Raw genomic sequence first — 24,144 nt, forward strand, 5'->3', positions numbered from 1 at the left:
GCAAAGCGAGGGTCTTCAGATGTCCGATACCATCACTGCCGCGCCGCCGGCGTCGTCCACCGCGAGCCTGCACGAGGATGGCAGCCCTGACCGGTTGGCGATCGACACGATCCGCACGTTGTCGATGGATGCGGTGCAGAAGGCCAATTCCGGCCATCCCGGAACACCGATGGCGCTGGCACCGGTCGGCTACACGATCTGGTCGAAATTTCTCCGCTACGATCCCGCCAAGGCGGACTGGCCGAACCGCGATCGCTTCGTGCTGTCGGTCGGGCATGCGTCAATGCTGCTCTATTCGCTGATCCACCTCGCCGGTATCGAGGAGATCGACAAGGACGGCAAGAAATCGGGCGACGAGGCGGTGTCGTTGGACGACATCAAGCAGTTCCGGCAGCTCAGTTCGAAGACGCCGGGACACCCCGAATATCGCCACACCACCGGCGTCGAGACGACGACCGGGCCGCTCGGGCAGGGCTGCGGCAATTCGGTCGGCATGGCGATCGCCGAGCGCTGGCTGGCTGCCCGCTACAACCGCGACGGCTTTCCGCTGTTCGACCACGACATCTACGTCCTGTGCGGCGACGGCGACATGATGGAGGGTATCTCCGCCGAGGCGGCGAGCGTTGCCGGGCATCTGAAGCTGTCGAACCTGTGCTGGATCTACGACAGCAACCATATCTCGATCGAGGGCGGTACCGAACTGGCGTTCGACGAGGATGTGGGCGCGCGCTTCCAGGCCTATGGCTGGAACGTCATCCATATCGACGACGCGAACGACACCGCCGCGCTTGCCGCGGCGCTCGAGACCTTCAAGTCGACGGACGATCAGCCGACCTTCATCGTCGTCCATTCGGTGATCGGCTACGGCTCGCCCAGGGCGGGCAGCGAGAAGGCGCATGGCGAACCGCTGGGCGAGGACAACGTCAAGGCGACCAAGCGTGCCTATGGCTGGCCCGAGGACGCGCAGTTCCTCGTACCCGATGGCGTCGAGAGCCGGCTTCGTGATGCGATGATCGGCCGCAGCCGAGCCTTGCGCGAAGAATGGGAGGCGATGCTGGAGCGCTACCGGACGGAGTTTCCCGAAGAGGGGCATCAGCTTTCACAGATGCTTGGCGACAAGCTGCCCGATGGCTGGGATGCCGACGTGCCGAGCTTCGATACCGATGCCAAGGGTCTCGCCAGCCGTGACGCCGGCGGCAAGATATTGAACGCCATTGTCCCCAGGCTGCCCTGGCTGCTGGGCGGATCGGCCGATCTGTCGCCCTCGACCAAGACCGACATCAAGGGGCAGGACTCGTTCGAGCCCGGCAATTATGCCGGCGTGAACTTTCATTTCGGCGTGCGCGAACATGGCATGGGCGCGATCGTCAACGGTATGACGTTGTCGCACCTGCGCGGCTATGGCTCCACCTTCCTGGTGTTCGCGGATTACATGCGCGCGCCGATCCGATTGGCGGCGATCATGGAGATCGGCGCGACTTTTGTCTTTACGCATGATTCGATCGGTGTCGGCGAGGACGGCCCGACGCACCAGCCGATCGAGCATCTGGCGACGCTCCGAGCGATCCCGGGGCTCGACACGATCCGGCCGGGCGACTCCAACGAGGTCGCCGCGGCGTGGAGGGCGATCGTCGAGGCGGGCAACCATCCAACCGCGCTTGTCCTCTCCCGTCAGGCGCTGCCGACGATCGACCGCTCGAAATATGCTGCCGCGGATGGTTTGAATAAGGGCGCATATGTGCTCGCCAGCTGCGAGAGCGCTCCCGACGTCATTCTGATCGGCACCGGCAGCGAGGTGTCGCTGGTGGTCGATGCCTATGAGCAATTGACCGCCGACGGGGTGAAGGCGCGCGTCGTCTCTATGCCGAGCTGGTTCCGGTACGAGAAGCAGACCGAGGAGTATAAGGAAAGCGTCCTGCCCAAGGGGGTGAAGGCGCGTATCGCGGTCGAGATGGCGGGGGAGATCGGCTGGGACCGCTATGTCGGGCTGGACGGCAAGATCATCGCCATGAACACGTTCGGCGCATCGGCGCCGATCGCCAAATTGCAGGACAAGTTCGGCTTCACGCTCGACCATGTCGTATCGGTCGCGAAATCCCTTTTGGAGACCAAGTGATGAGCGCGCTCAATGAACTGGAAGGCCTGGGCCAGGCGGTCTGGCTGGATTTCGTCGATCGCAAGTTCCTGGCGGCGGGTGGCTTGAAGAAGCTGGTCGACGAGGACGGCATCACCGGCGTCACGTCGAACCCGTCGATCTTCGAAAAGGCGATGGGCCACGGCGACGCCTATGACGAGGAACTGACCGCGTTCGACAAGGCCGAGCCCGATGCATCGACGATGAGCCGGTACGAACATCTGGCGATCGGCGATATCCGGGCGGCGGCGGACACGCTGAAACCGGTCTATGAGCGATTGGACGGCAAGGACGGTTATGTCAGCCTGGAGGTATCGCCCTATCTGGCGAACGATACCGATGCGACGATCGGCGAGGCGAAGAAGTTGTGGGACGCGGTCGATCGCCACAACCTGATGATCAAGATCCCGGGGACCGAAGGCGGCGGTCCCGCAATCGCGGCGACGATCGCCGCCGGCATCAACGTCAACGTGACGCTGCTGTTCGCGCTCGACGCCTATATCCGCGTGGCCGAAGCCTATGCGATGGGGCTGGAGGAGCGGGTGCTCCAGGGCCAGCCGATCGACCGGATCGCCAGTGTCGCCAGTTTCTTCGTCAGCCGGATCGACGGGATGATCGACGAGCAGATCGATGCGCGTGTGAAGGACGGCGATGCCGATGCCGAGGCGTTGAAGGCGATCCGCGGCAAGGTGGCGATCGCCAACGCCAAGCTGGCCTATCAATGGTATCTGGAATTCCTGAAATCGGACCGCTGGCAGGCGCTGGCGGCGAGGGGCGCGATGCCGCAGCGGCTGCTATGGGCATCGACGGGTACGAAGGACCCGGCCTATCCCGACACGCTGTACGTCGACACGCTGATCGGTCGCGATACGGTCAACACGATGCCGCCGAAGACGATGGACGCGTTCCGCGATCACGGCGCCGCCGCCGATACGCTGACGCAGGATATCGAGGCGGCGAAGCATGTGCTGGCGGAAGCCGATCGGCTGAAACTGGACCTTACGGGCGTGACGGGTACGCTGGTGCTGCAGGGCGTGGCGTCGTTCACGAAGGCGTTCGACGATCTGCTCGGGTCCATCGCGGCGAAGCAACCGGCGGCGGCTTGAACTTCCTCCACCCCGGTGAAGGCCGGGGTCCGGTTCGGAAAGCCTTCGTGGCGGAGGACTTACTTCACGATCGCCATCCCGACCGGACCCCGGCCTTCGCCGGGATGGTATATAAATAAAGGACAACGGCATGAAGATCGGACTGATCGGCCTCGGCCGGATGGGTGGCAATATCGCGCGGCGGCTTATGCGCGGTGGCCATGAAGTCGTAGCGTACGATCACGACGCGGCAGCGGCGCAGAAACTGGCGACGGACGGCGCGGTCGCGGCGGACTCGCTCGACGATATGCGTGCGAAGCTCGATACGCCTGCGATCTGGTGGGTCATGCTGCCCGCAGGCGACCCGACCGAACAGACGATCGCGACGATCGCCACGAAGGCGGTGGCGGGCGAGATCATCATCGACGGCGGCAATACTTTCTACAAGGACGATATCCGGCGCGCGAAGACGTTGGCGGAGAAGGGCATAAAATATGTCGATGTCGGCACCTCGGGCGGCGTCTGGGGGCTGGAGCGCGGATTCTGCATGATGATCGGCGGCGATGACGACACCTTCGCGACGCTCGATCCGATGTTCGAGACGCTGGCACCCGGGCTTGGCACGATCGAGCGTACCCCTGGCCGCGACGAAAGCGAGGATCCCCGCGCGGAGAAGGGCTATATCCATGCCGGGCCTCCGGGAGCCGGGCATTTCGTGAAGATGGTGCATAACGGCATCGAATACGGCCTGATGCAGGCTTATGCCGAGGGCTTCGATATCCTGAAGGGCAAAGTGTCCGACAAGCTGCCCGAGGACGAGCGGTTCGACTTGAACCTGACCGACATCGCCGAAGTCTGGCGGCGTGGCAGCGTGATCTCCTCCTGGCTCCTCGACCTGACCGCGATCGGCCTGGCGAAGGACCAGATGCTCGAACATTTCACCGGCAGCGTCGCGGATTCCGGCGAGGGCCAGTGGACGATCGACGCCGCGATGGAAGAGAAGGTGCCTGCCAACGTGCTGACCGCGGCACTGTTCGCACGCTACCGCAGCCGGGTCGAGCACACGTTCGGGGACAAGCTGCTATCGTCGATGCGGTATGGGTTTGGCGGACATGTCGAGATCCCGCAGTGAGCGGGATCCGACTGCTGGTATCGGATGTCGACGGGACGTTGGTCGACAAGGACAAGAACCTGACTCCTGCCGTCGTCGATGCGGTTCGACGGTTGAACGATGCGGGTGTCGCCTTCACGATCATCAGCGCGCGGCCCCGGTCGGGGATGATGCCGATCGCGGACACGCTCGCGATCGACCGACCGATGGGCGCGTTCAATGGCGGCATCGTCTTCACGCGCGTCGGTCAAGTGATGGAGCATCATGTAATCGACCCGAACGTCGCGCGGGGCGTGTTCGACATCGTGGGTGATGCGAAGGTCGATCGCTGGGTGTTTGCGAAGGACGAATGGCACGCCTCGACCGATGAGGGCGTGCATGTCGAGCACGAGCGACTGGCGTCGAACCAGAACCCGATCGTACAGGGCTCGTTCGACGAATTGCTGGACGAGGCGGACAAGATCACGTTCGTCAGCGACGACGCCGGGCTGCTTCGTGATCTGCATGAGAAGGCAACGGCCAAGTTCGGCGACCGTGCGACGATCGTGCAGTCGCAGACCTATTATCTCGACGTGACCGCGCGCGCGGCGAACAAGGGCGATGGCATCACCGCGCTGACCGCGGCGATCGACATTCCCCTCGCCGAAACCGCGGCGATCGGCGATCAGGCGAACGACCTGCCGATGCTGGCACTCGCCCGCGTATCGATCGCGATGGGCAACGCGCCCGACCCCGTGAAGGCGAAGGTGCAGCACGTCACGGCCGGCAACGACGCGGACGGCGTGGCCCACGCGATCGACGACATCATACTGAAAACGAGTGGAGTGAGTGCATGAAGAAGCTGGTTGCCTTCGACCTCGACGGAACGCTGGCCGAGAGCAAGCAGCCGCTTAAGGACCCGATGGGCGAGGCGCTGGCGGACCTGCTGGCCGTCGCGAACGTCGCGGTGATCTCCGGCGGCGATTGGCCGCAGTTCGAGAAGCAGGTCGCAAGCCGACTTCCGCCGCGCGCGGAGGTAACGAAACTGTGGCTGATGCCGACGACCGGAACCAAGCTCTACCGGTTCGAGGACGGCCGGTGGCATGCGGTTTACGCCGAGCTGTTCGACGATGCCGAGAAGACGAAGATCCTGGAATCGTTCGATGCCGCGCTGGCGGCGACCGGATTCACGCCGGAGCGGACCTGGGGCGAGCGGATCGAGGATCGCGGCAGCCAGATCACCTTCTCCGCGCTCGGTCAGCAAGCGCCGCTGGAGGCCAAGGAGAAATGGGATCCCGATTTCGCCAAGCGCAAGGTGATCCAGGCCGATCTGCGCCAGCGACTGCCCGAATTGTCGATCAACATGGGCGGCGCGACGTCGATCGACATCACGCAAAAGGGCGTCGACAAGGCGTACGGCCTCAAGAAGCTGCGCGATGCGAGCGATATCGCGCTGGACGAGATGATGTTCATCGGCGACGCGATCTTTCCGGGCGGCAATGACTATCCCGCCAGGGAATTGGGACTCGATACCGTGCGCGTGAAGGACCCCGAAGGCACGCTGGCGGCGATCGCGGGGATCGTCGCCTGCCTGAAATGAAGGACGGCCGATAACGTGCGCGCCGGCGCGTTGAAGCTGAAGGCGCAATTGTTCTGCGGCGACGAGCCGGCGATGGGGCCGGGCAAGGCGGCGTTGCTGGAGGCGATCGATGCGGCCGGGTCGATCTCGGCCGGTGCTCGATCGCTCGGCATGAGTTACCGGCGCGCCTGGCTATTGGTGGACGAGATGAACCGGTGCTTTGCGGACCGGCTGGTCGATACGGTGTCGGGGGGCGGTGCCGGGCGGGGTGCGACGTTGAGCGTCACCGGCCGCGCGGTATTGACCGCGTTTCGCGCGATCGAGCGGCGGATGATGGCGGCTGCGGAGGGTGAGGCTTATGACGCGCTTCGCGGGTTGTTGCGCGATACGCCCCAGGCCGCCGAAGACTGCTGATCTCACCCCGGGTATGAAACCTGCGCGGTGTGTACGTCGAACCCCACCAGTCGTGCAGGGCCGAACGTGGTCGTCAAAGCGGTGTCCGTCGCGTCGCGGCCGCGTGCCATCAGGATACGGCCGATCCGCGGCTTGTTGTGACGCGCGTCGAACGTGTACCACGCGCCACCCAGATACACGTCGAACCAGGCCGAGAAATCCATCGGCCCCGGGATGGGGTCGATCCCGATATCGCCGAGATAGCCGGTGCAATAGCGCGCCGGGATGTTCATGCAGCGGCACAGGGTGATCGCCAGATGCGCGAAGTCGCGGCAGACGCCCTGTTTTTCCTGATAGGCGTCCCATGCCGTCTTGGTCGGCCGCGCATGGTGATAGCCGAATTCGATATGGTGATGCGTGAACGACACGATGGCCTGCGCGCGCTCCCAGCCCGCCGGGATATGGCCGAACAGGCTCCACGCCGCATCCGACAGCCGGTCCGTCTCGCAATAGCGGCTGCCGAGCAGATAGACGATCACGTCGTCGGGCAGGTCCTCCACCCGGTGCTGGACCGCGTCGGCCGCGATCGGGTCGGGCAGGCCGCTATCCTCGACCGTGAAATCGCAGTCGAGCGTCAGTCCGCCTACCGGCACCGTCAAGCGCGTGCAGATATTGCCGAACGCGTCGCGGTAGTCGTGCATCGGCACGTCGGGCGTCGCGACGATCCGGTGCGGCGTTCTCAGGTCCTCGTCACGCGACGGGTGAACGCTCAGCATCGCCATCATCGGCGTGGCGATGTCGGTCTCGTAACGGATGTCGTAGCCGGTTCGGATCAGCATCATGCGGTCTTTCTGGGGCGGGGAACGGGGATCGGATCGGCGATAGGCAGCGCGGTCTCGTCGAGCCGGATATCGACGGATACGGACATGTCCTGGAAACTGCCGGGAAAGCCGCTCCAGGATCCGGAGATCGGAACGGCCTGGTACAGATCGCGCGCGATGGCCACGCGGATGAGCCCCCGATTGCCGACGATGCCGTTGGTCGGATCGAATTCGACCCAGCCCGATCCGGGCAGATAGACGCGGACCCAGGCGTGCGTGTTGCCGCCGCCGACATGACGCTCGTGCGAGGAGGGATTATAGACATATCCCGACACGAAGCGCGCCGCGAACCCAAGCGCGCGGACCGCCTCGATCATCAGCATGGCATAGTCGCGGCACGTCCCCTTGCGCTTCGCCAATGTCTCGATCGGCGTCTGCGTGCCCTTCTCGGCGCGCGCGACATAGGTGAACTCGCGCTTGATCGCCGCGGTCATCGCCGACAGCATGTCCAGCGTATCGGTGCGTCCGTCCTTCGCGACGAAGCGGTTAGCCCAGCCATCGATCAGGCGAAGCGGATCGTGGTGCTGCCGCTCGATCGAGCGAAGCAGGTCCGGCATTTCCTCCGACGAATAGGTGAACGGATAGAAGCGGGCGTATTCCTCGATATCCACGTCCTGCAGCTCGGCGGGTTCATGAATCAGCCGGACTCGGCTGTCGAATACCAATTCCCTGGCGTGAGTGGAGAAGGTGGCGATCGCGACCGAATTACCGAACACGTCCTGCAACCAGCGAAGGGCCGACGGCTCCGGGGTAATGACGAGTTCCGCATCGACCAGACGCTGATCATAGCTTTCGCGGGGACGGACCATGATCCGGTGCTCGCCAAACGACACCGGATGGCGGTAGATGTAGCGCGTCACGTGTGAAAGGGTGAGCAATGGCATTTGGTCCCCGCATCCCATGAGCGGCAACATTGCACTGCTTGGTGCCGATGATCCATCGCCTATCGTAACGAAAAACCCCGAAGGGTCGTCGTCGTTCCTTCTCATCGGCGATCACGCCGGCAATCGCATCCCGTCGGTCCTCGGCGATATGGGCCTGGAGCCCAGCGAACGGACGCGCCACATCGCGTGGGACATCGGTGTCGCGCGGCTGGGCGAATTGTTGTCGGCCGCGCTGGATGCGGTGTTCGTGCAACAGGTCTATTCGCGGCTCGTCATCGACTGCAACCGGGATCCCGACGCAGCGGACGCGATGCCCACGGTCAGCGACGGCACGCCGGTGCCGGCGAACGCGGCGCTCGACGAAACCCGCCGGGTGGCGCGGATCGCGGCGATCCATAAACCCTATCAGGCGGCGATCGGCGCGGAGATCGCGCGACGGCAGGCGAAGGGGCAGCCGACGATCCTGATCGCGCTGCACAGCTTCACGCCGGTGATGCGCGGCTTGGCGCGGCCGTGGCAGGTCGGCATCCTGTACAATGACGGCGATCCGACGTTCGCGCAGGCACTGTTGACGGCGCTGCGCGACGAACGCGACCTGACGGTAGGCGACAACGAACCCTACCGGATGGACCTGATCGACTATACCATCCCGCGCCATGCGTATCCTGACCGACTGCCTTATGCGGAAATCGAGGTGCGGCAGGACCTGATCGACGACGACGCCGGTTGCCGTGACTGGTGCGATCGGCTCGTTCGCGTGCTTGGCGCGACATCGATGGCGATGGGCTAGCGTATCATCGTTGCCGGATGATACGCGACACGCGCTTCGAAAGGATCGACTTGGCCAGCCACCGTCACGACCACGGCCATTCGCATGGTCACGCGCACGACCAGCGGCACGGGCACGACCAGGGGCACGGGCATGGCCATTCGCACGCACCCACGGCGTTCGGGCGCGCCTTCGCGATCGGCATCGCGCTGAACATCGCCTTCGTGATCGGCGAGGGCGGGGTTGGGCTGTGGTCCGGATCGGTCGCGCTGCTCGCGGATGCAGGGCATAACCTGTCCGACGTCCTCGGCCTCGCGGTCGCCTGGGGCGGCGCGACGCTGGCGCGGGCAGCACCGACCAAGCGCTTCACCTATGGGCTGAAGGGGTCGACGATCCTTGCGGCCTTGTTCAACGCTCTGCTGCTGCTGGTCGCACTCGGGGCGATCGTGCTGGCGGCGGTGCAGCGTTTTTCGGACCCGCCGACCGTCGCGGGCCTGACCATTTCGATGGTCGCGGCTGTCGGCATCGCGGTCAACGGGCTGACCGCCTGGTTGTTCTCGCGCGGGAGCAAGGGCGATATCAACGTCCGCGGCGCGTATCTGCACATGCTCAGCGATGCGCTGGTTTCGGTCGGCGTGGTGGTCGCGGGGCTGCTAATCTGGAAGACGGGGATCGGTTGGATCGATCCCGTCGTCAGCCTCGTCATCGTCGCGCTGATCTTCGGTCAGACCTGGGGGTTGTTGCGCGAAACCGTCGAGATGGCACTGGCCGCGGTGCCCCGGGGGATCGATTACGACGGGGTCGAGCACGCGTTGACCACGCTGCCCGGGGTCGAACGGATCCACGATCTGCATATCTGGCCGATGTCGACGACCGAACCCGTGCTGACGGCACATCTGGTCGTGCCGCAGGGCCATCCGGGCGACGCGTTTCTGTCCGCCGCGCGCGAGATGCTGCACGATCGGTTCGGGATCGGACATGCGACGCTCCAGCTGGAACGCGGCGACGAATGCGACGGGTGCTGACAAGGCATCCCAGCGCCTCGGCGATCGTCAATAGGCGCGGGAGATCGCGAACTCGACCGCCTCGACCATCGCCTCTTTCGCATTCCCTGCGGGGAAGCCCGCGATCGAATCGATTGCGCGCCGACCGTAATGCCGGGCGCGCGCCAGCGTGTCGTCGATCGCGCGCGCGTCGCGGATCAGTCCAACCGCCTGCGCCAGGTCCGTGTCGCTCGATCGGCGACCCTCGATCGCATCCTTCCAGAAGGCGCGCTCGCCGGACGATCCGCGGGCATAGGCCAGGATGACGGGGAGCGTCATCTTGCCTTCGCGGAAATCGTCGCCCGTGTCCTTGCCCATCGTTCCGGCGTCGGAGACATAGTCGATGGCGTCGTCGACCAGCTGGAACGCGATGCCGAGATTGCGGCCATAGGCGTCAAGCGCGTTTTCCTCGCTCTCGGGCCGTTCGGCGACGACTGCGGCGATCCGGCAGGCGGCGGCGAACAACGCGGCGGTCTTTGCCCCGATGATATCGAGATAGCGGTCCTCCGCCAGATCGGTCCGCCGCGCCGCGGTGAGCTGGTTCACTTCGCCTTCCGCGATGATCGCGGAGGTGTTCGACAGGATCTTCAAGACCTTCTGGCTGCCATCGTCGACCATCAGTTCGAACGCGCGGCTGAACAGGAAATCGCCGACCAGGATGCTCGCGGGGTTGCCCCAGATGATGTTCGCGGTGCGTCTGCCCCGGCGCAGATCGGAACCGTCGACGACGTCGTCGTGCAGCAGCGTCGCGGTGTGGATGAATTCGACCGCCGCCGCCAGACGGTGGTGGCGATTGCCGGTATATCCGATCAGTCGCGCGCTCGCGAGCGTCAGCATCGGCCGCATCCGCTTGCCGCCGCCCGCGATCAGGTGGCCGGCAAGTTCGGGGATCAGCGGGATGTCCGACTGCATACGACCAAGGATAACCGCGTTTACGAGGTTCAGGTCGCCGGCGACCAGCGCGACCATCGGGTCGAGCGAGGGCTGCGGACCGGAGTCGAGGCGGTGGATCGTTGCACTCATGTCGGGGCGAAGCCTGTGGCGGGAACCCGGAGCGAACGCAACCCTCGCGGACGAAGGGGGTACTTGCCCGGCGCGGCAAAACCCGGCAACGGCGGCGCTGCGGGCATCGAGCCCGGGGAAGGGGCGCGGATGTCCGACGATACGCTCGGCGGGTATCGCCAAAGCATCGACAATATCGATGCCGCGCTCGTCCATATTCTGGCTGAACGGTTCAAGGTCACCCAGGCGGTCGGCCGTTACAAGGCCGAATCCGGACTACCCGCCGCCGACCCCGGTCGCGAGGAGGCGCAGATCGCACGGCTGCGCGCGCTGGCCGAAAGCGCACACCTCGATCCGGAATTCACCGAGAAATTCCTGCGCTTCATCATCGACGAAGTCATCCGCCATCACGAGCGGCTTCGTGGCTGATCGGGAACGGCGATGATCCACGTGATCCTGACGCTGCAGGCAGCGGCGCAGGCGGCCGCCCCGGTCCCGGCGCTTCCAACGATCGAGGGGCAGTGGCACAATCTGACGAGCAGCGTCGAAGTACGGATCGGGCCGTGCGCCAAGGCGCTATGCGGCTGGGCGACGCGCGCCAGCCCGGGGGCCGGGGCGGCGGCGAAAAACGGGGGGACGCCCGAACTCGTCGGCACCGAATTGCTCCGTGACGTGACACCGTCGGGCAAGGGACGCTGGTCGGGCACCTTGTTCGTGCCCGACCGCGATATCACCGTCTGGGCGTCGGTAGCACTGGCTGATGCCGGCACGATCACGATGCGTGGGTGCCTGGTGCCCAATTTCATCTGCAAGTCGCAGACGTGAAAGCGCCGATGAGCCTGTTCCTCGCGATCGAGGGTGCGGACGGTGCCGGAAAGGCGACCGCATCGGCGGCGGTCGCCGACCTGCTCCGCGCCAACGGCAAGCGCGCTGCGGTGGTGTCGTTCCCGCGCTACGGAGATACCATCGGCGGGCATATGCTGGGGGAACTGCTATCCGGTCGGTTGCCCCGGGGTGCGACGCCCGAATCGGCGGCGGTGCTGTACGCGCTTGACCGGTTCGAATCGCGCGCTCACGTCGTCGACGTCGCGGCGGCGAACGACGTGGTGGTGTTCGACCGGTATGTGGCGTCGAACATGGCGTATCAGGCGGCAAAGGTCGGCAGCGACGAGGCCGATCGGCTGATGCGCTGGATCCTGGCGCTGGAGACCGGGGCGTTCGGCCTCCGGCTGCCGGACCTGTCGGTCTATCTGGATACGCCGCCGGCGCGCGCGCTGGACCAGATCCTGCAGAAGCGGCAGCGTTCCTATACCGACCGCGCGCTGGACGAAAACGAGGCGGACGCCCGCCTGCAACTGGAAGTCCGCACGGCCTATCGGTCGATGGTCGAGCGATCCATCGGCGGGCGCTGGATAACCGTCGCCACGATGGCGGGCGATGCGATGCGGACGCCCGCTGCGATCGCCGAGGAGATCGTGGGGGCGATCAGCTGACCGGTTCGACGCCGAGCCGTGGTATCTCGATCGCGGGACACCGATCCATGACCACCTGCAGCCCTGCCGCCTCTGCCCGCGCCGCCGCGGCTTGGTCGACAACGCCAAGCTGCATCCAAACCGCCTTGGCACCGATCGCGATCGCTTCGTCGACCGCTGCACCTGCCGCGTCCGACCGGCGGAAGATATCGACGATGTCGATTGGATCGCCAAGCTGCGCCAGATCGCGGAACACGAATTCGCCATGGATATGCTCGCCGGTGATCTGCGGATTGACCGGGATCACGCGGTAGCCATGCTGCTGCAACGTCGCCATGACGCGGTAGGATGGCCGATCAGGACGATCGGATGCGCCGACCAGAGCGATGGTTCGCGCACCGTCCAGCAGCGCCTTGATATCGGCATCGGTCGTCAAAGGCATCGGATCGCTCCCTCAGGCAACCGTACAACGTTGCCGCTACGGCGCGGTTGCGTCAGTTCACCGACAGCCAGTCGGCAACGCGTTCCGCAATCGGCGCGAACACCTTGTCGTCGGCATTCGCGGCCGGCGGCTCACCCGCATCGGACGCCGTCCGGATCGCAATCGTCAGCGGCACGCGGCCGATAAAGGGAATACCCAATCGCGCTGCTGCGGCTTCCGCGCCGCCATGGCCGAACGGGTCCGACGCTTCCCCGCAATGCGGGCAGATATAGCCCGCCATGTTCTCGACCAGGCCGATGATCGGGATACCCGCCTTGTCGAAGAAATCGATCGCGCGTGTCGCGTCGATCAGCGCCAAGTCCTGCGGCGTGGACACGATGACCGCGCCGACAGGCCGGTATTTCTGCACCATCGTCAGCTGCACGTCGCCGGTGCCCGGCGGCAGATCGAGCACCAGCGTATCGACCACACCCCAGTCCGCCTCGACCAGCTGACCAAGCGCACCCGCGGCCATCGGGCCGCGCCAGGCGATCGCTTTGCCCGGATCGACAAGCTGGCCCATCGACAGCAACGGCACGCCGTAGCGGGTGGGAACGGGGTCCAGCACCTTGTCCTTCGCCGTCGGGCGCGTGTCTTCCGCCTGCATCAGCCGCGGCTGCGACGGGCCGTAGATATCGGCATCGACCAAGCCGACACGCCGCCCCCGGCGCAGCAGCGCGATCGCGAGATTTGCGGCGAGCGTGGACTTGCCCACCCCGCCCTTGCCACTGGCGACGGCGATCAGCCGACGCACGCTACGCTCTGCGGTGGCGACGATCCGGACCTCCGCGACCCCGGGCTGTGCCGACGCGACATCGCGGATCCGGGCCTCCAGCGCATCGCGGTCGGCGGCAGCGAGTCCGGTCGCATCGAGGACCACGCCGACGCGTGCGCCCTCGATGCGGACGGTCGCACGGCCCTGCGCGATGCCCTCTATGGCAACCTTGGTCGTTTCATTGTCGGTCATGCGCGGGCAGATACGCCCGTCGCGGCCCCTTGCCACTGTTTTTCCGCCGCCGCCTTCTTATAAAGGCGCAATGACGATCCTGCCGCGCTGGCTCCAGCCCTCCCCGAAGACTCTCAACGCGGACGCGCCCAAGGGGCCCTGGGGTGGACCGGGCAATGGCGGCGGCAACGACAACGGGGGCGGCGGCGGTGGCGATGGCCCGCGCAATCCATGGTCGCTGCCCCCAAGCGGCCGCAAGGGACCGGCCCGACCGACCGCGCTTGACGAGTTCCTGAAAAAGGCGCGGGGCGGTGGCGGTGGCTTTGGCGGGGGTGGCTTCAGCGGGCTGCCGTCTTCGCCGAATGCACGCGTCTTGTGGGCGATCGGGGCCGCAATCCTGGTGGCCGCCTGGATCCTGTTGACCGCGATCCACCCGATCGCACCGCAGCAGCGGGGCGTCGTCACCTATTTCGGTCGCTATGCCGGTACGCTCGATCCGGGCATACAGCTGACGCTGCCCGCCCCGATCGCCCAGGTCCAGAAGGTCGATGTGCAAAACATCCGTACCGAGGATTTCCCGGAAACCGGCGGCGAGAACCTTATGCTCACGGGCGACCAGAACATCATCAACCTTGCTTATTCGGTGCGCTGGAACATCTCCAGTCCCGAGGATTACGTGTTCCAGATCGCCGAACAGCGATCGACAGTGCGCGCCACTGCAGAAAGTTCGATGCGCGAGGCGGTCGCGAACATGACGCTGAACCAGGCGCTGGGCAGTGGTCGCACCCGGATCGAGGCCGAAGTGCAGGACCGGATGCAGCGCGTGCTCGACAGCTACAAGGCGGGTATCCGGATCCAGGGCGTCGCGATCAAGCAGGCCGATCCGCCCGAACGCGTGAACGAGGCTTTCAAGGACGTGACCGCGGCGCAGCAGGACGCGATCACCGCGCGGAACCAGGCGCAGTCGTATCTGCAACAGCTCGGCGCGCGCGCGCAGGGTGAGGCCGCGCAGTTCGACAAGGTGTACGGCCAGTACAAGCTCGCCCCGGAGGTGACCCGTCGCCGCATGTATTACGAGACGATGGAGGCGGTGCTGGCGAAGACGGACAAGACGATCGTCGAAGTGCCCGGCGTCACGCCGTATCTGCCGCTGGGCAATGCGCGTAAGCTGCCCGATGCGGTGCCGGCGGTACCTGCCGCGCCCGCAGCGACGCCCGCGCCCGCGGCGGGAGGCGGACAGTGAACGCCGCGATCTGGCGCAACCCGATCACGCTCGGGTTCGCGGCGCTCATCCTCGTCATCATCGTCGCGGCGACCTTCACGATCGTGCCCGAGACCGAACAAGTGGTCGTGCTGCGCTTCGAAAAACCGATACGGACCGTGAACGTCTGGCATGCCGGTGAAATCTTCGGCAGCACGGGTGCCGGCCTGATCGCGCGCGTGCCGTTCGTCGACAAGCTGGTGTGGGTCAACAAGCGCGTGCTGGACGTCGATTACGACAATCAGCAGGTGCTGTCGTCGGATCAGCTTCGGCTCGAGGTCGATGCCTATGCGCGGTTCCGCATCGTCGATCCGCTAAAGGCGGTGAACGCGACGGGAAGCACCGCATCGACCGAAATCCGCGTGACGGAGGCGTTGCAGCCGCTGCTTGGCACGTCGATCCGCAACGAACTGGGAAAACAGTCCTTCGGAACGCTGTTGTCGCCTGAGCGCGACCAGGTGATGGACAATATCCAGGTCCGTCTGCAGAAACTCGCGTCGCAATATGGCGTCGAGATCGTCGACGTGCGGATCAAGCATGCCGACCTTCCCAGCGGCAGCCCGCTCGACAGCGCGCTGCAGCGGATGTCGACCGCGCGCAAGCAGCAGGCCGACACGATCCGCGCGCAGGGCCAGAAGGATGCGCAGATCATTCGCGCGCAGGCTGATGCGGACGCGGCGCAGGTCTACGCGCAAAGCTTCAGCAAGGACCCGGAATTCTACGATTTCTATCGGGCGATGCAGTCCTATCGGCATACGTTCGGGGCGGATGGCGGACCGGCCCCCGATGGCGCTACGTCGCTGATCCTGTCGCCGAACAACGCCTATCTGAAACAGTTCGGGGGGCGCGCCGCGGAACGGTCGCATTGATCGATCCGCTGAACGAAGCTTGACGGGTCCGTTCACATTCAACGATCGTTAAGCCGCGATCCATGACAGACGATCGACTTCGGACGACGATACGAGAGGATACCATCCTAGTGCGCTACGCCTACGCCATCACGACCGCGCTTCTCCTCGGCGGGGCGACCGCATCGCTTGCGCTTCAGCCGGGCGCTGGCCAGACCGCGCAGAACGACCCCGCGCAGATCGCGCAGGTCGCACCGCGCGCCGGCGCGCCGAGCAGCTTCGCCGATCTGGTCGCGAAGCTGCAACCTGCCGTGGTCAACATCTCGACCAAGCAGACCATCGTCCAGCAGCCCCAGGCCAATCCCTTCGCCGGCACGCCGTTCGGCGAGCTGTTCGGCGGCGGCGGCGGTGCCGGTGGCCCGCCGGTGAAGCGCGAAGGGGCGGCGCTGGGTTCCGGGTTCCTGATCTCGCCGGACGGCTATGTCGTGACCAACAACCACGTCATCGCGCCGGGTGCGAAGGGCGCGTCGGTCGACTCGATCACCGTCACCTTGTTCGACGGCAAGGAATATGTTGCCAAGGTCATCGGTCGCGATCCGACATCGGACCTGGCGCTGCTCAAGATCCAGGCGTCGAGCCTGCCGTTCGTTCGTTTCGGCGATTCGACGCGGGCGCGGGTCGGCGACTGGGTGCTGGCGATCGGCAACCCGTTTGGGCTCGGCTCGACGGTGACCGCGGGTATCGTATCCGCGCTGCACCGTGTGGCGGGCAATGGCCCTTATGACCGCTTCATCCAGACTGATGCCGCGATCAACCAAGGAAACTCTGGCGGTCCGATGTTCAATCTTTCGGGAGATGTCATTGGTATCAATTCGCAGATTCTTGGCAGTTCAGGTGGCGGCAATATCGGTATCGGCTTCGCGATCCCGGCAGAGGACGCTAAGCCGATCATCGACACGCTGATGAAGGGCAACGCTATCAAACGCGGCTATCTCGGCGTTAGCATTCAGCCGATCACCGACGATATCGCCGCTGCCTCTGGCCTGCCCAAGGATCGCGGTGAGATCATCAGCCGTGTCGAGCCGGGCGAAGCGGCGGCGAAGGCAGGCGTGAAAGTCGGCGACGTGGTAGTGGCGGTGAACGGCAAAGTAGTAACGCCGGAAAATTCGCTCAGCCGCCTCGTGGCGGACGTGACGCCGGGCCAAGTGGCGCGGCTCGACATTCTGCGCAACAATGCGCCGACGACGGTAAATGTGACGGTGGGCACGCGGCCGACCGAAGACCAGATCGCTGCGCTGAACGGCGGTGGCGACGATGCACTGCCGGATGATGACGGCAATGGCGCTCAACAAGCGCCGGCGACGAGCCCGCTTGGCCTAACTGTAGTGCCTTTGACGCCAGCGATTGCGCGCCAGGTCGGGGTCGACGCGTCGGTAACGGGCGTCGTCGTCGCCTCAGTCGATCCATCGAGTGATGCAGGGCAAAAGCTACAGCGCGGCGATGTGATCGTGTCAATCAACGGTCGCCCGGCGCGGACATCGGCCGATCTCACCGCAGGTGCGGCAGTCGCTAGAACTGCCGGTCGCGACCAAGTGCTGTTGCTCGTCCAGCGCGGACGCACTGGAGGTCTATTCATTGCCGTAAAAATTAAGAAACAATGATGCTAATTGACCGATAGTGTGGAATTTTTGCAATAGATACAATAATGAGGACCAAGTTATTTAACTTGGTCCTCATATAATCATATGAATCGAGAATTACGCCATGCAGGTGCAGCTCCCATCTTTTTCTCGATAACACCCTTGGTTCGCGGGACAAGTGCCCCAGACCTTAGTTGCGGACGGTGACGTTAGTGACCCCTGAGCTGGAAGCATTGATGGAATTGCGGAAAATGCAAATAGCGTAAAGCAAATCATGCTTTTTGACATTTCAAGTCTCCCGGCAGTCCGTCTGCCACAAGCATTCGACATATAATTCGATTCAGAGTCAAAAGGCTTTTGGTCCAAAATCGATGTTTCTCTGGTATCTTATGTCTTCACCAACCCTATCTCCACCAGTCGCTCGTGCAGGTAATCATGCGCGGTGATCGGCGTCGGGTAGCGATCCGGATTCGCCGTCGTCACGCAACCCGGCAAAGTCTCGATCAGGAAATCGGGTGCCGGGTGCAGGAAGAACGGCATCGAATAGCGCGAATGGCCGCGGCGCTCGGGCGGCGGATTGACGACGCGGTGCGTGGTCGACGGCAGGACGTTGTTCGTCAGCCGTTGCAGCATGTCGCCGACGTTCACGACCATCGCGCCCTCGGGCGGCTTGATCGAAAGCCAGCGACCGGACTGGCGGTCGAGCAGTTCGAGCCCCGCTTCCTCGGCGCCGAGCAACAGCGTGATGAGGTTGATATCCTCATGCGCGCCGGCCCGCACCCCTTCGGCGTCCGCCGCAATCGGCGGATAATGGAGCAGGCGCAGGACCGAATTGCCGTCCTTCACCGCCGGATCGAACCAGCCGGGTGCCAATGCCAGGTGCCGGGCGATCGCGGATAACAGCCGGTCGCCCGCCGCATCGAACGCGGCGAACAGTTCGACGAACGTGTCGCGGAACCCTTGCGGCTGCATCGGCCAGATGTTGGGTGCCATCTGCCCGGCAAAGCGATGACCCTCCGCAAGTTCGCGGCCGACATGCCAGAATTCCTTCAGATCGACCGCACTCGCCCCCTTCGCGATTTCGGTCCTGAACGGGGTGTAGCCACGCGCGCCGCCGCCGCCCTCGACGAAATAGCCGCGTTTCTCCGCATCGGGCAGCGCGAACAGCGCCCTGGTCTGCGCCCATGCCCGTTCGATCAGGTCGGTCGGCACGCCGTGGTCGGCGACGATCGCAAAGCCGAAGCGTTCGAGCGATTCGCCGAATGCAGCCGCGAAGCCCTTTGGGTCGCGTGCCTGGTCGGCCAGACTGAGCGTCGGGACGTCGGCGGCGGCGTTTGGCGTGTCGAGCATGGTCGGTCCGATCTTATGATCCTGAACGCCGGCCTTAACCCCTTGCGGCGTGCGCGAACAGGTCGTGCAACGAGGCAGGTGTCCGAAGCATGTTCGCTGGTGACGCCCGGCGGACGATGCGGCTATGGCGTTGCCATCATGACCGTCACGACGATTCACCCATCCTCGGCACCGGTCGGGCCGGTCCAGCGTGGCGCGCCGATCGGCTTTGCCGAGTTCGTGGCGCTCGTCGCCTCGCTGATGGCGCTGGGCGCGATCGGCACCGACGCGATGCTGCCCGCCCTGCCGGCGATCGGCGATGCATTGCACGTCGCCAGTGCCAATGCGCGGCAGTTCGTCATCACCGCGTTCGTGATCGGCTTCGGCGTCGCGCAGCTGGTCCATGGCCCATTGTCGGATCGTTATGGCCGGCGGCCTGTGCTGATGACGTCGCTTGCCTGCTACGCGGTCGCCAATATCGCTGCGGCATCGGCAGGCAGCTTCACATTGCTGCTGGTCGCCCGGGCATTTGGCGGCGCGGCGATCGCGGCGACGCGGGTGGCAACCGTCGCGATGGTCCGCGATTGCTATGTCGGCCGGGCGATGGCGCGGGTCATGTCGATCGCGTTCATCGTGTTCATGATCGTGCCCGTCCTGGCCCCGACCTTCGGCGCGGCGATCCTGCTGTTCGGCAATTGGCGCGGCATCTTCTGGGCGATCGCGGCGCTGGCGATCGGCGTATTCTGCTGGTTCGCCAGGCGGATGCCGGAGACGCTGGCGCCCTATGACCGGTCGCCGATTTCCGTGGAGCGGATCCTGCGCGGCTGGCGTACCGCGCTGACCGACCGGCTGTCGATCGGCTATACGCTGGCCACGACCGCGCTGATGGGGGCCCTGTATGGCTATCTCAATTCCATCCAGCAGATCGTCGCGGATGCGTTCGGTCGGCCCAAACTGCTCGTCCTCATCTTCGCGACCACGGCGATGACGATGGCGGGGGCGAACCTCGTCAACGCCCGCCTGGTCATGCGGATCGGTACGCGCCGGATCAGCCACGGCGCGGTCTGCATGCTGATCGCGACCGCGCTCGTCCACCTCTTCGCGGCGCTGTCCGGGCATGAGACGCTGGTCGGCTTTGCGGTCCTGCAAGCGATCACGCTGGGCTGTTTCGGGCTCTCCGCTGCCAATTTCTCGTCCATGGCGATGGAGCGGATGGGCGCGATCGCCGGCACCGCGTCCAGCGTGCAGGGGTTTCTGAGCGTCACGATCGGCGCGGTCGTCGGCGCGTCGATCGGGCAGGCGTTCGATGGCAGCGTCGTGCCGCTGACGGGTGGATTCCTGGGGGCAGGACTCGTCGCGCTCGCCATGGTCGCCGTCACCGAACGCGGCCGGCTGTTCCATCCGGCGTGATTCGCGTTTGGGTCGCGGAACCACCCGCGCGCCGCGCCGTTCGTTTTGCACCAGCCTCGATCGGGGCGGGAGCAGGAGACGACGGATGGGCGGACATCAGGTGCCGGGCATGGGTTCGGGCGACGACGGCTACGACGAGGAAGGCTATGACGAGTCGCAGCGCGCCGAAATCCTCGAGGCGACCCGCGACGGCCCGAGCGACGGCATCGTCCTGACCGATCTGACGCCGGACATCGGCTCGGATGACGAGGAGGACGAGGACATCGACGCCACGCCGATGGATTCGCTGGAGGTCGGCGAGACCGACACCACGAGCCTTGCCGAAGAGGACAGCGACGAGGATGATGTGCAGGACGATCTCGACGATGACAGCATCGACGATGACGATCTGGACGACAGGGACGATGTCGCGCTGAAACCCTGACGACCGAAGCGCCATACGCACCGTCCTCCCCGCCCGACAGGGGATGACGGCAGCGCGTGCGCTCAGTTCGCCGTCCCCATATTGGCGAGCACCGCCAGGTCCTTCGTATCCACCGCGACGCCGGTCGCATCGACGGCATCGCTGCTCGTAGCATTAGCCGCCGCCGCCGTTCCATGGTCCGGTGTCGCATCCGCGACGTCATAGGCGGTCCACAGGATGCCGCCCGCCCACAGCAATGCGGACCAGCGGCTTCGGAAGAGGCGGGGACCGACCATCGCATATGGATACCCCAAACCAGCTTGCCGCCCCGCAAACGGATGCGGTTAATCCGGTCGCCATCAGCGCCCGATCCCGCCGATCTGCTGCGATTGCTGCGCTGCGTTAATGATGCAGCAAGAAACCGTTGCCCGATAGCCACATCCGCGGAATTGTGGGCTTTTCATATGCTGCAATGCAACGATCGAACTGTCCGCCGGTTCTGACCAGCCTCGGCACCGTGCGGCTAGGGATCGCCGGTGGACCGGGTTTGTACAGACAACACGAAGGTAACACCCATGCGTAACTTCACCCTCGCAGCCGCCATCGCGGCTGCGTTCGTCGCCGCACCCGCTTTCGCCCAGGACGCGCCCCCCGCGCCGCAGGACCAGGTCCAGGTCCGGACCAGCGATTCCGGCCCCCGCGCCCCCGATGGCTCCAAGGCGTTCGGCATCGAGCCCTATTTCGGTGTCCTGGGCGGCTGGGAGCAGTTCGACAACGAGCCCGACCACGGCATTCCCCAGGCACTGAACGCCAACGGCACGATTCGCCGCGGCTACAAGCCGTCGGGCGCGCTGGTGCAGGGCATCGCCGGCATCAACCTGCCGCTCGGCCCGGTCTTCGTCGGCGTCGAAGGCAATGTCGCCAAGGGCGTCAGCGGCAACATCGACTGGGAATATGGCGGCGCCGGCCGCTTCGGCCTGCGCGCCGGCGACAGCGGCCTGTTCTACGGCAAGGTCGGCTACCAGTGGGTGAATTTCGACCATTTCTCCGCGCTCGAGACCAACGGTGGCAACACCAACCGTGACTACCGCGCGATGACGTACGGCATCGGCGCGGAAGTCGGCCCGAAGGACATCGGCCTGGCCGGCATCACCGGCCGCGCGGGCGTGCGCCTGCGTGCGGAGGTCAACACCTTCGGCGATTTCCACAGCTTCCGGCCGATGCTGGGTGTCGTCACCCACTTCTGATCGGTCCGACCGGCACGTGACGCGGGGGCGGGGGATGGCGACATCCTCCGCCCTTTTCGTGTCCGCACGGCGCGCGGACGTGGAGAGCGGGCGTCGACCGGGCGGAAGTGGCGGCGCGGAAGTGGAGGAAGTGGAGGTGTGCCATGCGCCGTCCTCCACTTCGCCATCGCCGCCGCGGAAGTGGACGAACCACACGCCACGTCCGCGCCGGAATGCGGTGGGGCGAGCGATAGCGGGGGGCGAGCCGAGCTGGCGCTACGAGGCTGCGCGCACCCCGGTCGGGTAGCGTGGGTGACGAGGGCGATGGGCGGTGCGGCGGCGATCATGACGGGCTCCTGTGGGCGGTGGAGCCGATCCAGTTATACGTACCCCACCGTGTAGGACAGCGCCGCGATCCGCCCCCTATTTGTGTGCCGCCTTGCCGCCCTTCTTGCCGAGTTCCGATTGCGCCGCGCTGCTCTTGCGCGGGTTCTTCTCGCCGTCCTTCGCCGCCTTGGCATTGGCCTTCTTCGCGGTGTCGCTGCCGTGGCCCTTCTTCTCGGTCATGTCGCTTTCCTTTGACGTGGGGGAGGAACGCGCAAGTTGGGGGAGGGTGCCCTTGCCGGGGTGGTTACGCAGGGCAGTGAGCGTCAGTTGCTCATGTCGATGATTGACGACGGCAGGCCGATCAGGACGAGTGGACAGGGGTTACCGACGCCGCGCGCGACCCGGTCCTGCAATTTCGACCAATGCGTCGTTGCCTGACCGAACTTGTCGCTGGTGAATTTGCGCGACCAAGCCCTGGCGAACGACGTGCCGCGGGCGATGTCGGCATCGATCTGCTTGCGCTGCGGGCCCGTCGGCGACCCGGCACCGAAGTCATTCAGTCCTTCGAGGCTATCGATGCCGCGATCGACCGCAAAGCCCTCGACCCGTTCGCGCATCGTCGCCTGCATTTCCGCGCCGCGCGTGACGATGCCACCGACGCTGATCGCACCCTCAGCGTGGAGTCGCTTGAAGTTTTCGAGATCGCGATCGAAGAACGGATCCTTGTTGTTCCATTCGATCTCAAGCGCAAAGGTGCCTTTCTCGCTTGGCCGGACGTGATCGATCTCATGGCTGATCGACTCCTTGGGTACGCCGTCGACGGCCTTGGTCAGCTGGAAATTGTGTTTCGTCCAGCCGAGGGCGGCGAGCCCGCGGCGTAGGCGCTGCGTCATCTTGGCTTCGCCGCCGCCGCCGCCGATGATCTCGGTCATCGGCAGCGATATGTTCAGGAGCGCCCCTTCGAGTTCGTCGACCAGGTTTGGAAAATCATGCTGTATGATGGCTTCGGCATGGCTGGTGAACAGCACCTCGAAGCCAGCCGCGCGTAATCCATCCAGCATTACTCGGCCGCGATCGCCGCGCTGTTGTGGGCATAGGTGTCCCAGGTCGGCGCGTAGCTGTCATCCGCTTGGTTGCCCCAGACGGTCCAGCCCTTGCGCTTGCCACGGCTGAACATTTCGAGCCGAGGACCCCAGCTGCAATCCTCGATGATGTCGTATTGCTCGTCGGGCTTGCGGCTGTGTTCGCGCTTGCGGGTCTGCATCATGTTGACCTGGCTGCGGCCGGGCGCAAGCGTGCGCGCATTCTTGCCCCGCACGCCGAACAGCAGGATCTCGGTCACGTTGCGGAAATAGAAGCCCACACCCCGGCCGTCCGACCCGCCGTCCTTGCGGACCTTGTGCCAGATGATGTTCGAGATGTAGCGATAGCCCCATGCCTCCATCACGCGCAGCCCCTCGGGCAGCAGCGCGTTGGGCACCCACAGATACAGGTGCGACGGATCGGCGGCGATGTCCGCGACCGGCAGCGCGCAGATGTCGTCGAGCGTCATCGTGCCGTAGCGATTTAGCCGCTTGTGTTCGGGCGCGACCTTGCCGGTGCGGTTCTGGAACTGCCACGGCGGATCAGCGAGGATCGTCCCAAACCGCTTGCCGCGCGCGGTGGCGAGGAGGTCGATGTGGGATTCGAGCGGATCGGTGGGGGAGAACATATGCACTCCTAACGCATCTGGCGCGCCATCTGTAGAGGCATTTGCCAGTCGGAGGTCACTCGTTCTCGCCTTTCTATAGACGAAATTGAAAGCTCCTGCCATATACACGTACGACGACGGACGAGTTTGGACCCCGTACCGCCGCCGCTCTTACCCCTTCTGGAAGGGGGCAGGGTGTCCGGTTCAGTCCCTTATGGGACTGTCCCAGATAACAACCGGATCATGAACCA

At 65.1% G+C, this 24,144-nt stretch carries 27 protein-coding genes; 17 read left to right on the forward strand and 10 right to left on the reverse strand.

Going from position 1 to position 24,144, the window contains the following annotated elements; all coding sequences use genetic code 11:
• The first annotated feature begins 19 nt into the window (after positions 1–19).
• The 6 genes from tkt to ACFE7D_RS03100 all read left to right on the forward strand — a co-directional run bounded on the left by tkt (position 20) and on the right by ACFE7D_RS03100 (position 6,302).
• On the forward strand, positions 20–2,116 hold the full coding sequence (gene tkt, locus ACFE7D_RS03075) for a transketolase (RefSeq protein WP_375393959.1): 2,097 nt from the start codon (positions 20–22) through the stop codon (positions 2,114–2,116).
• Positions 2,116–3,240: a transaldolase gene (tal, locus tag ACFE7D_RS03080; protein ID WP_375393960.1), complete on the forward strand. Its 1,125-nt coding sequence runs from the start codon at positions 2,116–2,118 to the stop codon at positions 3,238–3,240. The genes tkt and tal overlap by 1 nt, the downstream gene beginning before the upstream one ends.
• Positions 3,241–3,370: 130 nt before the next feature.
• Entirely contained in the window at positions 3,371–4,351 is a 981-nt protein-coding gene (gene gnd / locus ACFE7D_RS03085; RefSeq protein ID WP_375393961.1) for a phosphogluconate dehydrogenase (NAD(+)-dependent, decarboxylating), read from the forward strand.
• Positions 4,348–5,166 (forward strand): Cof-type HAD-IIB family hydrolase, encoded by an 819-nt coding sequence (locus ACFE7D_RS03090; RefSeq protein ID WP_375393962.1) that lies wholly within the window; start codon positions 4,348–4,350, stop codon positions 5,164–5,166. The genes gnd and ACFE7D_RS03090 overlap by 4 nt, the downstream gene beginning before the upstream one ends.
• On the forward strand, positions 5,163–5,909 hold the full coding sequence (locus tag ACFE7D_RS03095) for an HAD-IIB family hydrolase (RefSeq protein WP_375393963.1): 747 nt from the start codon (positions 5,163–5,165) through the stop codon (positions 5,907–5,909). Before ACFE7D_RS03090 ends, ACFE7D_RS03095 begins: the two co-directional genes overlap by 4 nt.
• Positions 5,910–5,924: 15 nt before the next feature.
• Positions 5,925–6,302 carry a winged helix-turn-helix domain-containing protein gene (locus ACFE7D_RS03100; protein ID WP_375393964.1) on the forward strand — a complete coding sequence of 126 codons (378 nt, stop codon included), beginning with the start codon at positions 5,925–5,927 and terminating at the stop codon, positions 6,300–6,302.
• Between the two features lie 2 nt (positions 6,303–6,304).
• Here ACFE7D_RS03100 and ACFE7D_RS03105 read toward each other — a convergent pair whose 3' ends face one another.
• Both ACFE7D_RS03105 and ACFE7D_RS03110 read right to left on the reverse strand, forming a co-directional pair.
• A complete protein-coding gene (locus ACFE7D_RS03105) occupies positions 6,305–7,120 on the reverse strand; it encodes a transglutaminase family protein (RefSeq protein ID WP_375393996.1) in 816 nt (271 codons plus the stop codon).
• A complete protein-coding gene (locus ACFE7D_RS03110) occupies positions 7,120–8,022 on the reverse strand; it encodes a transglutaminase domain-containing protein (protein WP_375393965.1) in 903 nt (300 codons plus the stop codon). Before ACFE7D_RS03110 ends, ACFE7D_RS03105 begins: the two co-directional genes overlap by 1 nt.
• Positions 8,023–8,062: 40 nt before the next feature.
• Here ACFE7D_RS03110 and ACFE7D_RS03115 point away from each other — a divergent pair, with 40 nt between their 5' ends.
• Both ACFE7D_RS03115 and ACFE7D_RS03120 read left to right on the forward strand, forming a co-directional pair.
• A complete protein-coding gene (locus tag ACFE7D_RS03115; protein WP_375393966.1) occupies positions 8,063–8,836 on the forward strand; it encodes an N-formylglutamate amidohydrolase in 774 nt (257 codons plus the stop codon).
• Positions 8,837–8,853: 17 nt separating this feature from the next.
• Complete coding sequence (locus ACFE7D_RS03120) at positions 8,854–9,840, forward strand: cation diffusion facilitator family transporter (RefSeq protein ID WP_375393967.1); 987 nt, start codon at positions 8,854–8,856, stop codon at positions 9,838–9,840.
• A gap of 27 nt (positions 9,841–9,867) precedes the next feature.
• Here the strand turns inward: ACFE7D_RS03120 and ACFE7D_RS03125 are convergent, their stop codons facing one another.
• A complete protein-coding gene (locus ACFE7D_RS03125; protein WP_375393968.1) occupies positions 9,868–10,881 on the reverse strand; it encodes a polyprenyl synthetase family protein in 1,014 nt (337 codons plus the stop codon).
• Between the two features lie 129 nt (positions 10,882–11,010).
• Between ACFE7D_RS03125 and ACFE7D_RS03130 the strand changes: the two genes are divergently transcribed.
• Genes ACFE7D_RS03130 through tmk form a run of 3 tightly spaced genes read left to right on the forward strand, consistent with a single transcriptional unit; the run spans position 11,011 to position 12,353 of the window.
• A complete protein-coding gene (locus ACFE7D_RS03130; protein ID WP_375393969.1) occupies positions 11,011–11,289 on the forward strand; it encodes a chorismate mutase in 279 nt (92 codons plus the stop codon).
• Positions 11,290–11,301: 12 nt separating this feature from the next.
• Entirely contained in the window at positions 11,302–11,685 is a 384-nt protein-coding gene (locus ACFE7D_RS03135) for a DUF2147 domain-containing protein (protein WP_375393970.1), read from the forward strand.
• A gap of 8 nt (positions 11,686–11,693) precedes the next feature.
• Positions 11,694–12,353, forward strand: coding sequence for a dTMP kinase (gene tmk / locus ACFE7D_RS03140; protein ID WP_375393971.1), 660 nt, complete (start codon positions 11,694–11,696; stop codon positions 12,351–12,353).
• Here tmk and ACFE7D_RS03145 read toward each other — a convergent pair.
• Together ACFE7D_RS03145 and ACFE7D_RS03150 are read right to left on the reverse strand one after the other, a co-directional pair.
• A complete protein-coding gene (locus ACFE7D_RS03145) occupies positions 12,346–12,774 on the reverse strand; it encodes a CoA-binding protein (RefSeq protein WP_375393972.1) in 429 nt (142 codons plus the stop codon). The genes tmk and ACFE7D_RS03145 overlap by 8 nt on opposite strands.
• A 52-nt stretch (positions 12,775–12,826) precedes the next feature.
• Positions 12,827–13,780 carry an Mrp/NBP35 family ATP-binding protein gene (locus tag ACFE7D_RS03150; protein ID WP_375393973.1) on the reverse strand — a complete coding sequence of 318 codons (954 nt, stop codon included), beginning with the start codon at positions 13,778–13,780 and terminating at the stop codon, positions 12,827–12,829.
• 70 nt (positions 13,781–13,850) lie between these two features.
• On the opposite strand from ACFE7D_RS03150, the gene hflK reads away from it, so the two are divergent.
• The 3 genes from hflK to ACFE7D_RS03165 all read left to right on the forward strand — a co-directional run bounded on the left by hflK (position 13,851) and on the right by ACFE7D_RS03165 (position 17,529).
• On the forward strand, positions 13,851–15,002 hold the full coding sequence (gene hflK, locus ACFE7D_RS03155) for an FtsH protease activity modulator HflK (RefSeq protein WP_375393974.1): 1,152 nt from the start codon (positions 13,851–13,853) through the stop codon (positions 15,000–15,002).
• On the forward strand, positions 14,999–15,889 hold the full coding sequence (gene hflC / locus ACFE7D_RS03160; protein WP_375393975.1) for a protease modulator HflC: 891 nt from the start codon (positions 14,999–15,001) through the stop codon (positions 15,887–15,889). The genes hflK and hflC overlap by 4 nt, the downstream gene beginning before the upstream one ends.
• 110 nt (positions 15,890–15,999) lie before the next feature.
• The gene (locus ACFE7D_RS03165) at positions 16,000–17,529 is read left to right on the forward strand and encodes a Do family serine endopeptidase (RefSeq protein WP_375393976.1); all 1,530 of its coding nucleotides are present in this window, start codon (positions 16,000–16,002) and stop codon (positions 17,527–17,529) included.
• Between the two features lie 366 nt (positions 17,530–17,895).
• Here the strand turns inward: ACFE7D_RS03165 and ACFE7D_RS03170 are convergent, their stop codons facing one another.
• Positions 17,896–18,858 (reverse strand): isopenicillin N synthase family dioxygenase, encoded by a 963-nt coding sequence (locus tag ACFE7D_RS03170; protein ID WP_375393977.1) that lies wholly within the window; start codon positions 18,856–18,858, stop codon positions 17,896–17,898.
• A gap of 78 nt (positions 18,859–18,936) precedes the next feature.
• On the opposite strand from ACFE7D_RS03170, the gene ACFE7D_RS03175 reads away from it, so the two are divergent.
• Positions 18,937–20,247, forward strand: coding sequence for a multidrug effflux MFS transporter (locus ACFE7D_RS03175; protein ID WP_375393978.1), 1,311 nt, complete (start codon positions 18,937–18,939; stop codon positions 20,245–20,247).
• Positions 20,248–20,332: 85 nt separating this feature from the next.
• Positions 20,333–20,671, forward strand: a complete 339-nt coding sequence (locus ACFE7D_RS03180; RefSeq protein ID WP_375393979.1) for a DNA primase — start codon at positions 20,333–20,335, stop codon at positions 20,669–20,671.
• Between the two features lie 62 nt (positions 20,672–20,733).
• On the opposite strand, the gene ACFE7D_RS03185 is transcribed toward ACFE7D_RS03180, so the two are convergent.
• Positions 20,734–20,946 carry a hypothetical protein gene (locus tag ACFE7D_RS03185; RefSeq protein WP_375393980.1) on the reverse strand — a complete coding sequence of 71 codons (213 nt, stop codon included), beginning with the start codon at positions 20,944–20,946 and terminating at the stop codon, positions 20,734–20,736.
• Positions 20,947–21,225: 279 nt separating this feature from the next.
• On the opposite strand from ACFE7D_RS03185, the gene ACFE7D_RS03190 reads away from it, so the two are divergent.
• Positions 21,226–21,897, forward strand: coding sequence for an outer membrane protein (locus ACFE7D_RS03190; protein ID WP_375393981.1), 672 nt, complete (start codon positions 21,226–21,228; stop codon positions 21,895–21,897).
• Positions 21,898–22,299: 402 nt separating this feature from the next.
• Here the strand turns inward: ACFE7D_RS03190 and ACFE7D_RS03195 are convergent, their stop codons facing one another.
• From ACFE7D_RS03195 to ACFE7D_RS03205, 3 genes are all read right to left on the reverse strand, one after another.
• Complete coding sequence (locus ACFE7D_RS03195; RefSeq protein ID WP_375393982.1) at positions 22,300–22,443, reverse strand: hypothetical protein; 144 nt, start codon at positions 22,441–22,443, stop codon at positions 22,300–22,302.
• A gap of 83 nt (positions 22,444–22,526) precedes the next feature.
• Complete coding sequence (locus tag ACFE7D_RS03200; RefSeq protein WP_375393983.1) at positions 22,527–23,264, reverse strand: BglII/BstYI family type II restriction endonuclease; 738 nt, start codon at positions 23,262–23,264, stop codon at positions 22,527–22,529.
• On the reverse strand, positions 23,264–23,914 hold the full coding sequence (locus tag ACFE7D_RS03205; RefSeq protein WP_375393984.1) for an MT-A70 family methyltransferase: 651 nt from the start codon (positions 23,912–23,914) through the stop codon (positions 23,264–23,266). The genes ACFE7D_RS03200 and ACFE7D_RS03205 overlap by 1 nt, the downstream gene beginning before the upstream one ends.
• Positions 23,915–24,144: the final 230 nt, after the last annotated feature.

Source organism: uncultured Sphingomonas sp. (assembly GCF_964244235.1).
In the GTDB taxonomy this organism is placed as follows: Bacteria; Pseudomonadota; Alphaproteobacteria; order Sphingomonadales; family Sphingomonadaceae; genus Sphingomonas.

Excerpts from the sequence above, each read along its gene's own strand:
- tkt (WP_375393959.1), top strand. The coding sequence starts at position 20 with ATGTCCGATACCATCACTGCCGCGCCGCCGGCGTCGTCCACCGCGAGC.
- tal (WP_375393960.1), top strand. The coding sequence starts at position 2,116 with ATGAGCGCGCTCAATGAACTGGAAGGCCTGGGCCAGGCGGTCTGGCTG.
- gnd (WP_375393961.1), top strand. The coding sequence starts at position 3,371 with ATGAAGATCGGACTGATCGGCCTCGGCCGGATGGGTGGCAATATCGCG.
- ACFE7D_RS03095 (WP_375393963.1), top strand. The coding sequence starts at position 5,163 with ATGAAGAAGCTGGTTGCCTTCGACCTCGACGGAACGCTGGCCGAGAGC.
- ACFE7D_RS03105 (WP_375393996.1), bottom strand. The coding sequence starts at position 7,120 with ATGCTGATCCGAACCGGCTACGACATCCGTTACGAGACCGACATCGCC.
- ACFE7D_RS03115 (WP_375393966.1), top strand. The coding sequence starts at position 8,063 with ATGAGCGGCAACATTGCACTGCTTGGTGCCGATGATCCATCGCCTATC.
- ACFE7D_RS03120 (WP_375393967.1), top strand. The coding sequence starts at position 8,854 with ATGATACGCGACACGCGCTTCGAAAGGATCGACTTGGCCAGCCACCGT.
- ACFE7D_RS03125 (WP_375393968.1), bottom strand. The coding sequence starts at position 10,881 with ATGAGTGCAACGATCCACCGCCTCGACTCCGGTCCGCAGCCCTCGCTC.
- ACFE7D_RS03130 (WP_375393969.1), top strand. The coding sequence starts at position 11,011 with ATGTCCGACGATACGCTCGGCGGGTATCGCCAAAGCATCGACAATATC.
- ACFE7D_RS03135 (WP_375393970.1), top strand. The coding sequence starts at position 11,302 with ATGATCCACGTGATCCTGACGCTGCAGGCAGCGGCGCAGGCGGCCGCC.
- tmk (WP_375393971.1), top strand. The coding sequence starts at position 11,694 with ATGAGCCTGTTCCTCGCGATCGAGGGTGCGGACGGTGCCGGAAAGGCG.
- ACFE7D_RS03145 (WP_375393972.1), bottom strand. The coding sequence starts at position 12,774 with ATGCCTTTGACGACCGATGCCGATATCAAGGCGCTGCTGGACGGTGCG.
- ACFE7D_RS03150 (WP_375393973.1), bottom strand. The coding sequence starts at position 13,780 with ATGACCGACAATGAAACGACCAAGGTTGCCATAGAGGGCATCGCGCAG.
- hflK (WP_375393974.1), top strand. The coding sequence starts at position 13,851 with ATGACGATCCTGCCGCGCTGGCTCCAGCCCTCCCCGAAGACTCTCAAC.
- ACFE7D_RS03170 (WP_375393977.1), bottom strand. The coding sequence starts at position 18,858 with ATGCTCGACACGCCAAACGCCGCCGCCGACGTCCCGACGCTCAGTCTG.
- ACFE7D_RS03180 (WP_375393979.1), top strand. The coding sequence starts at position 20,333 with ATGGGCGGACATCAGGTGCCGGGCATGGGTTCGGGCGACGACGGCTAC.
- ACFE7D_RS03185 (WP_375393980.1), bottom strand. The coding sequence starts at position 20,946 with ATGGTCGGTCCCCGCCTCTTCCGAAGCCGCTGGTCCGCATTGCTGTGG.
- ACFE7D_RS03190 (WP_375393981.1), top strand. The coding sequence starts at position 21,226 with ATGCGTAACTTCACCCTCGCAGCCGCCATCGCGGCTGCGTTCGTCGCC.
- ACFE7D_RS03195 (WP_375393982.1), bottom strand. The coding sequence starts at position 22,443 with ATGACCGAGAAGAAGGGCCACGGCAGCGACACCGCGAAGAAGGCCAAT.
- ACFE7D_RS03200 (WP_375393983.1), bottom strand. The coding sequence starts at position 23,264 with ATGCTGGATGGATTACGCGCGGCTGGCTTCGAGGTGCTGTTCACCAGC.
- ACFE7D_RS03205 (WP_375393984.1), bottom strand. The coding sequence starts at position 23,914 with ATGTTCTCCCCCACCGATCCGCTCGAATCCCACATCGACCTCCTCGCC.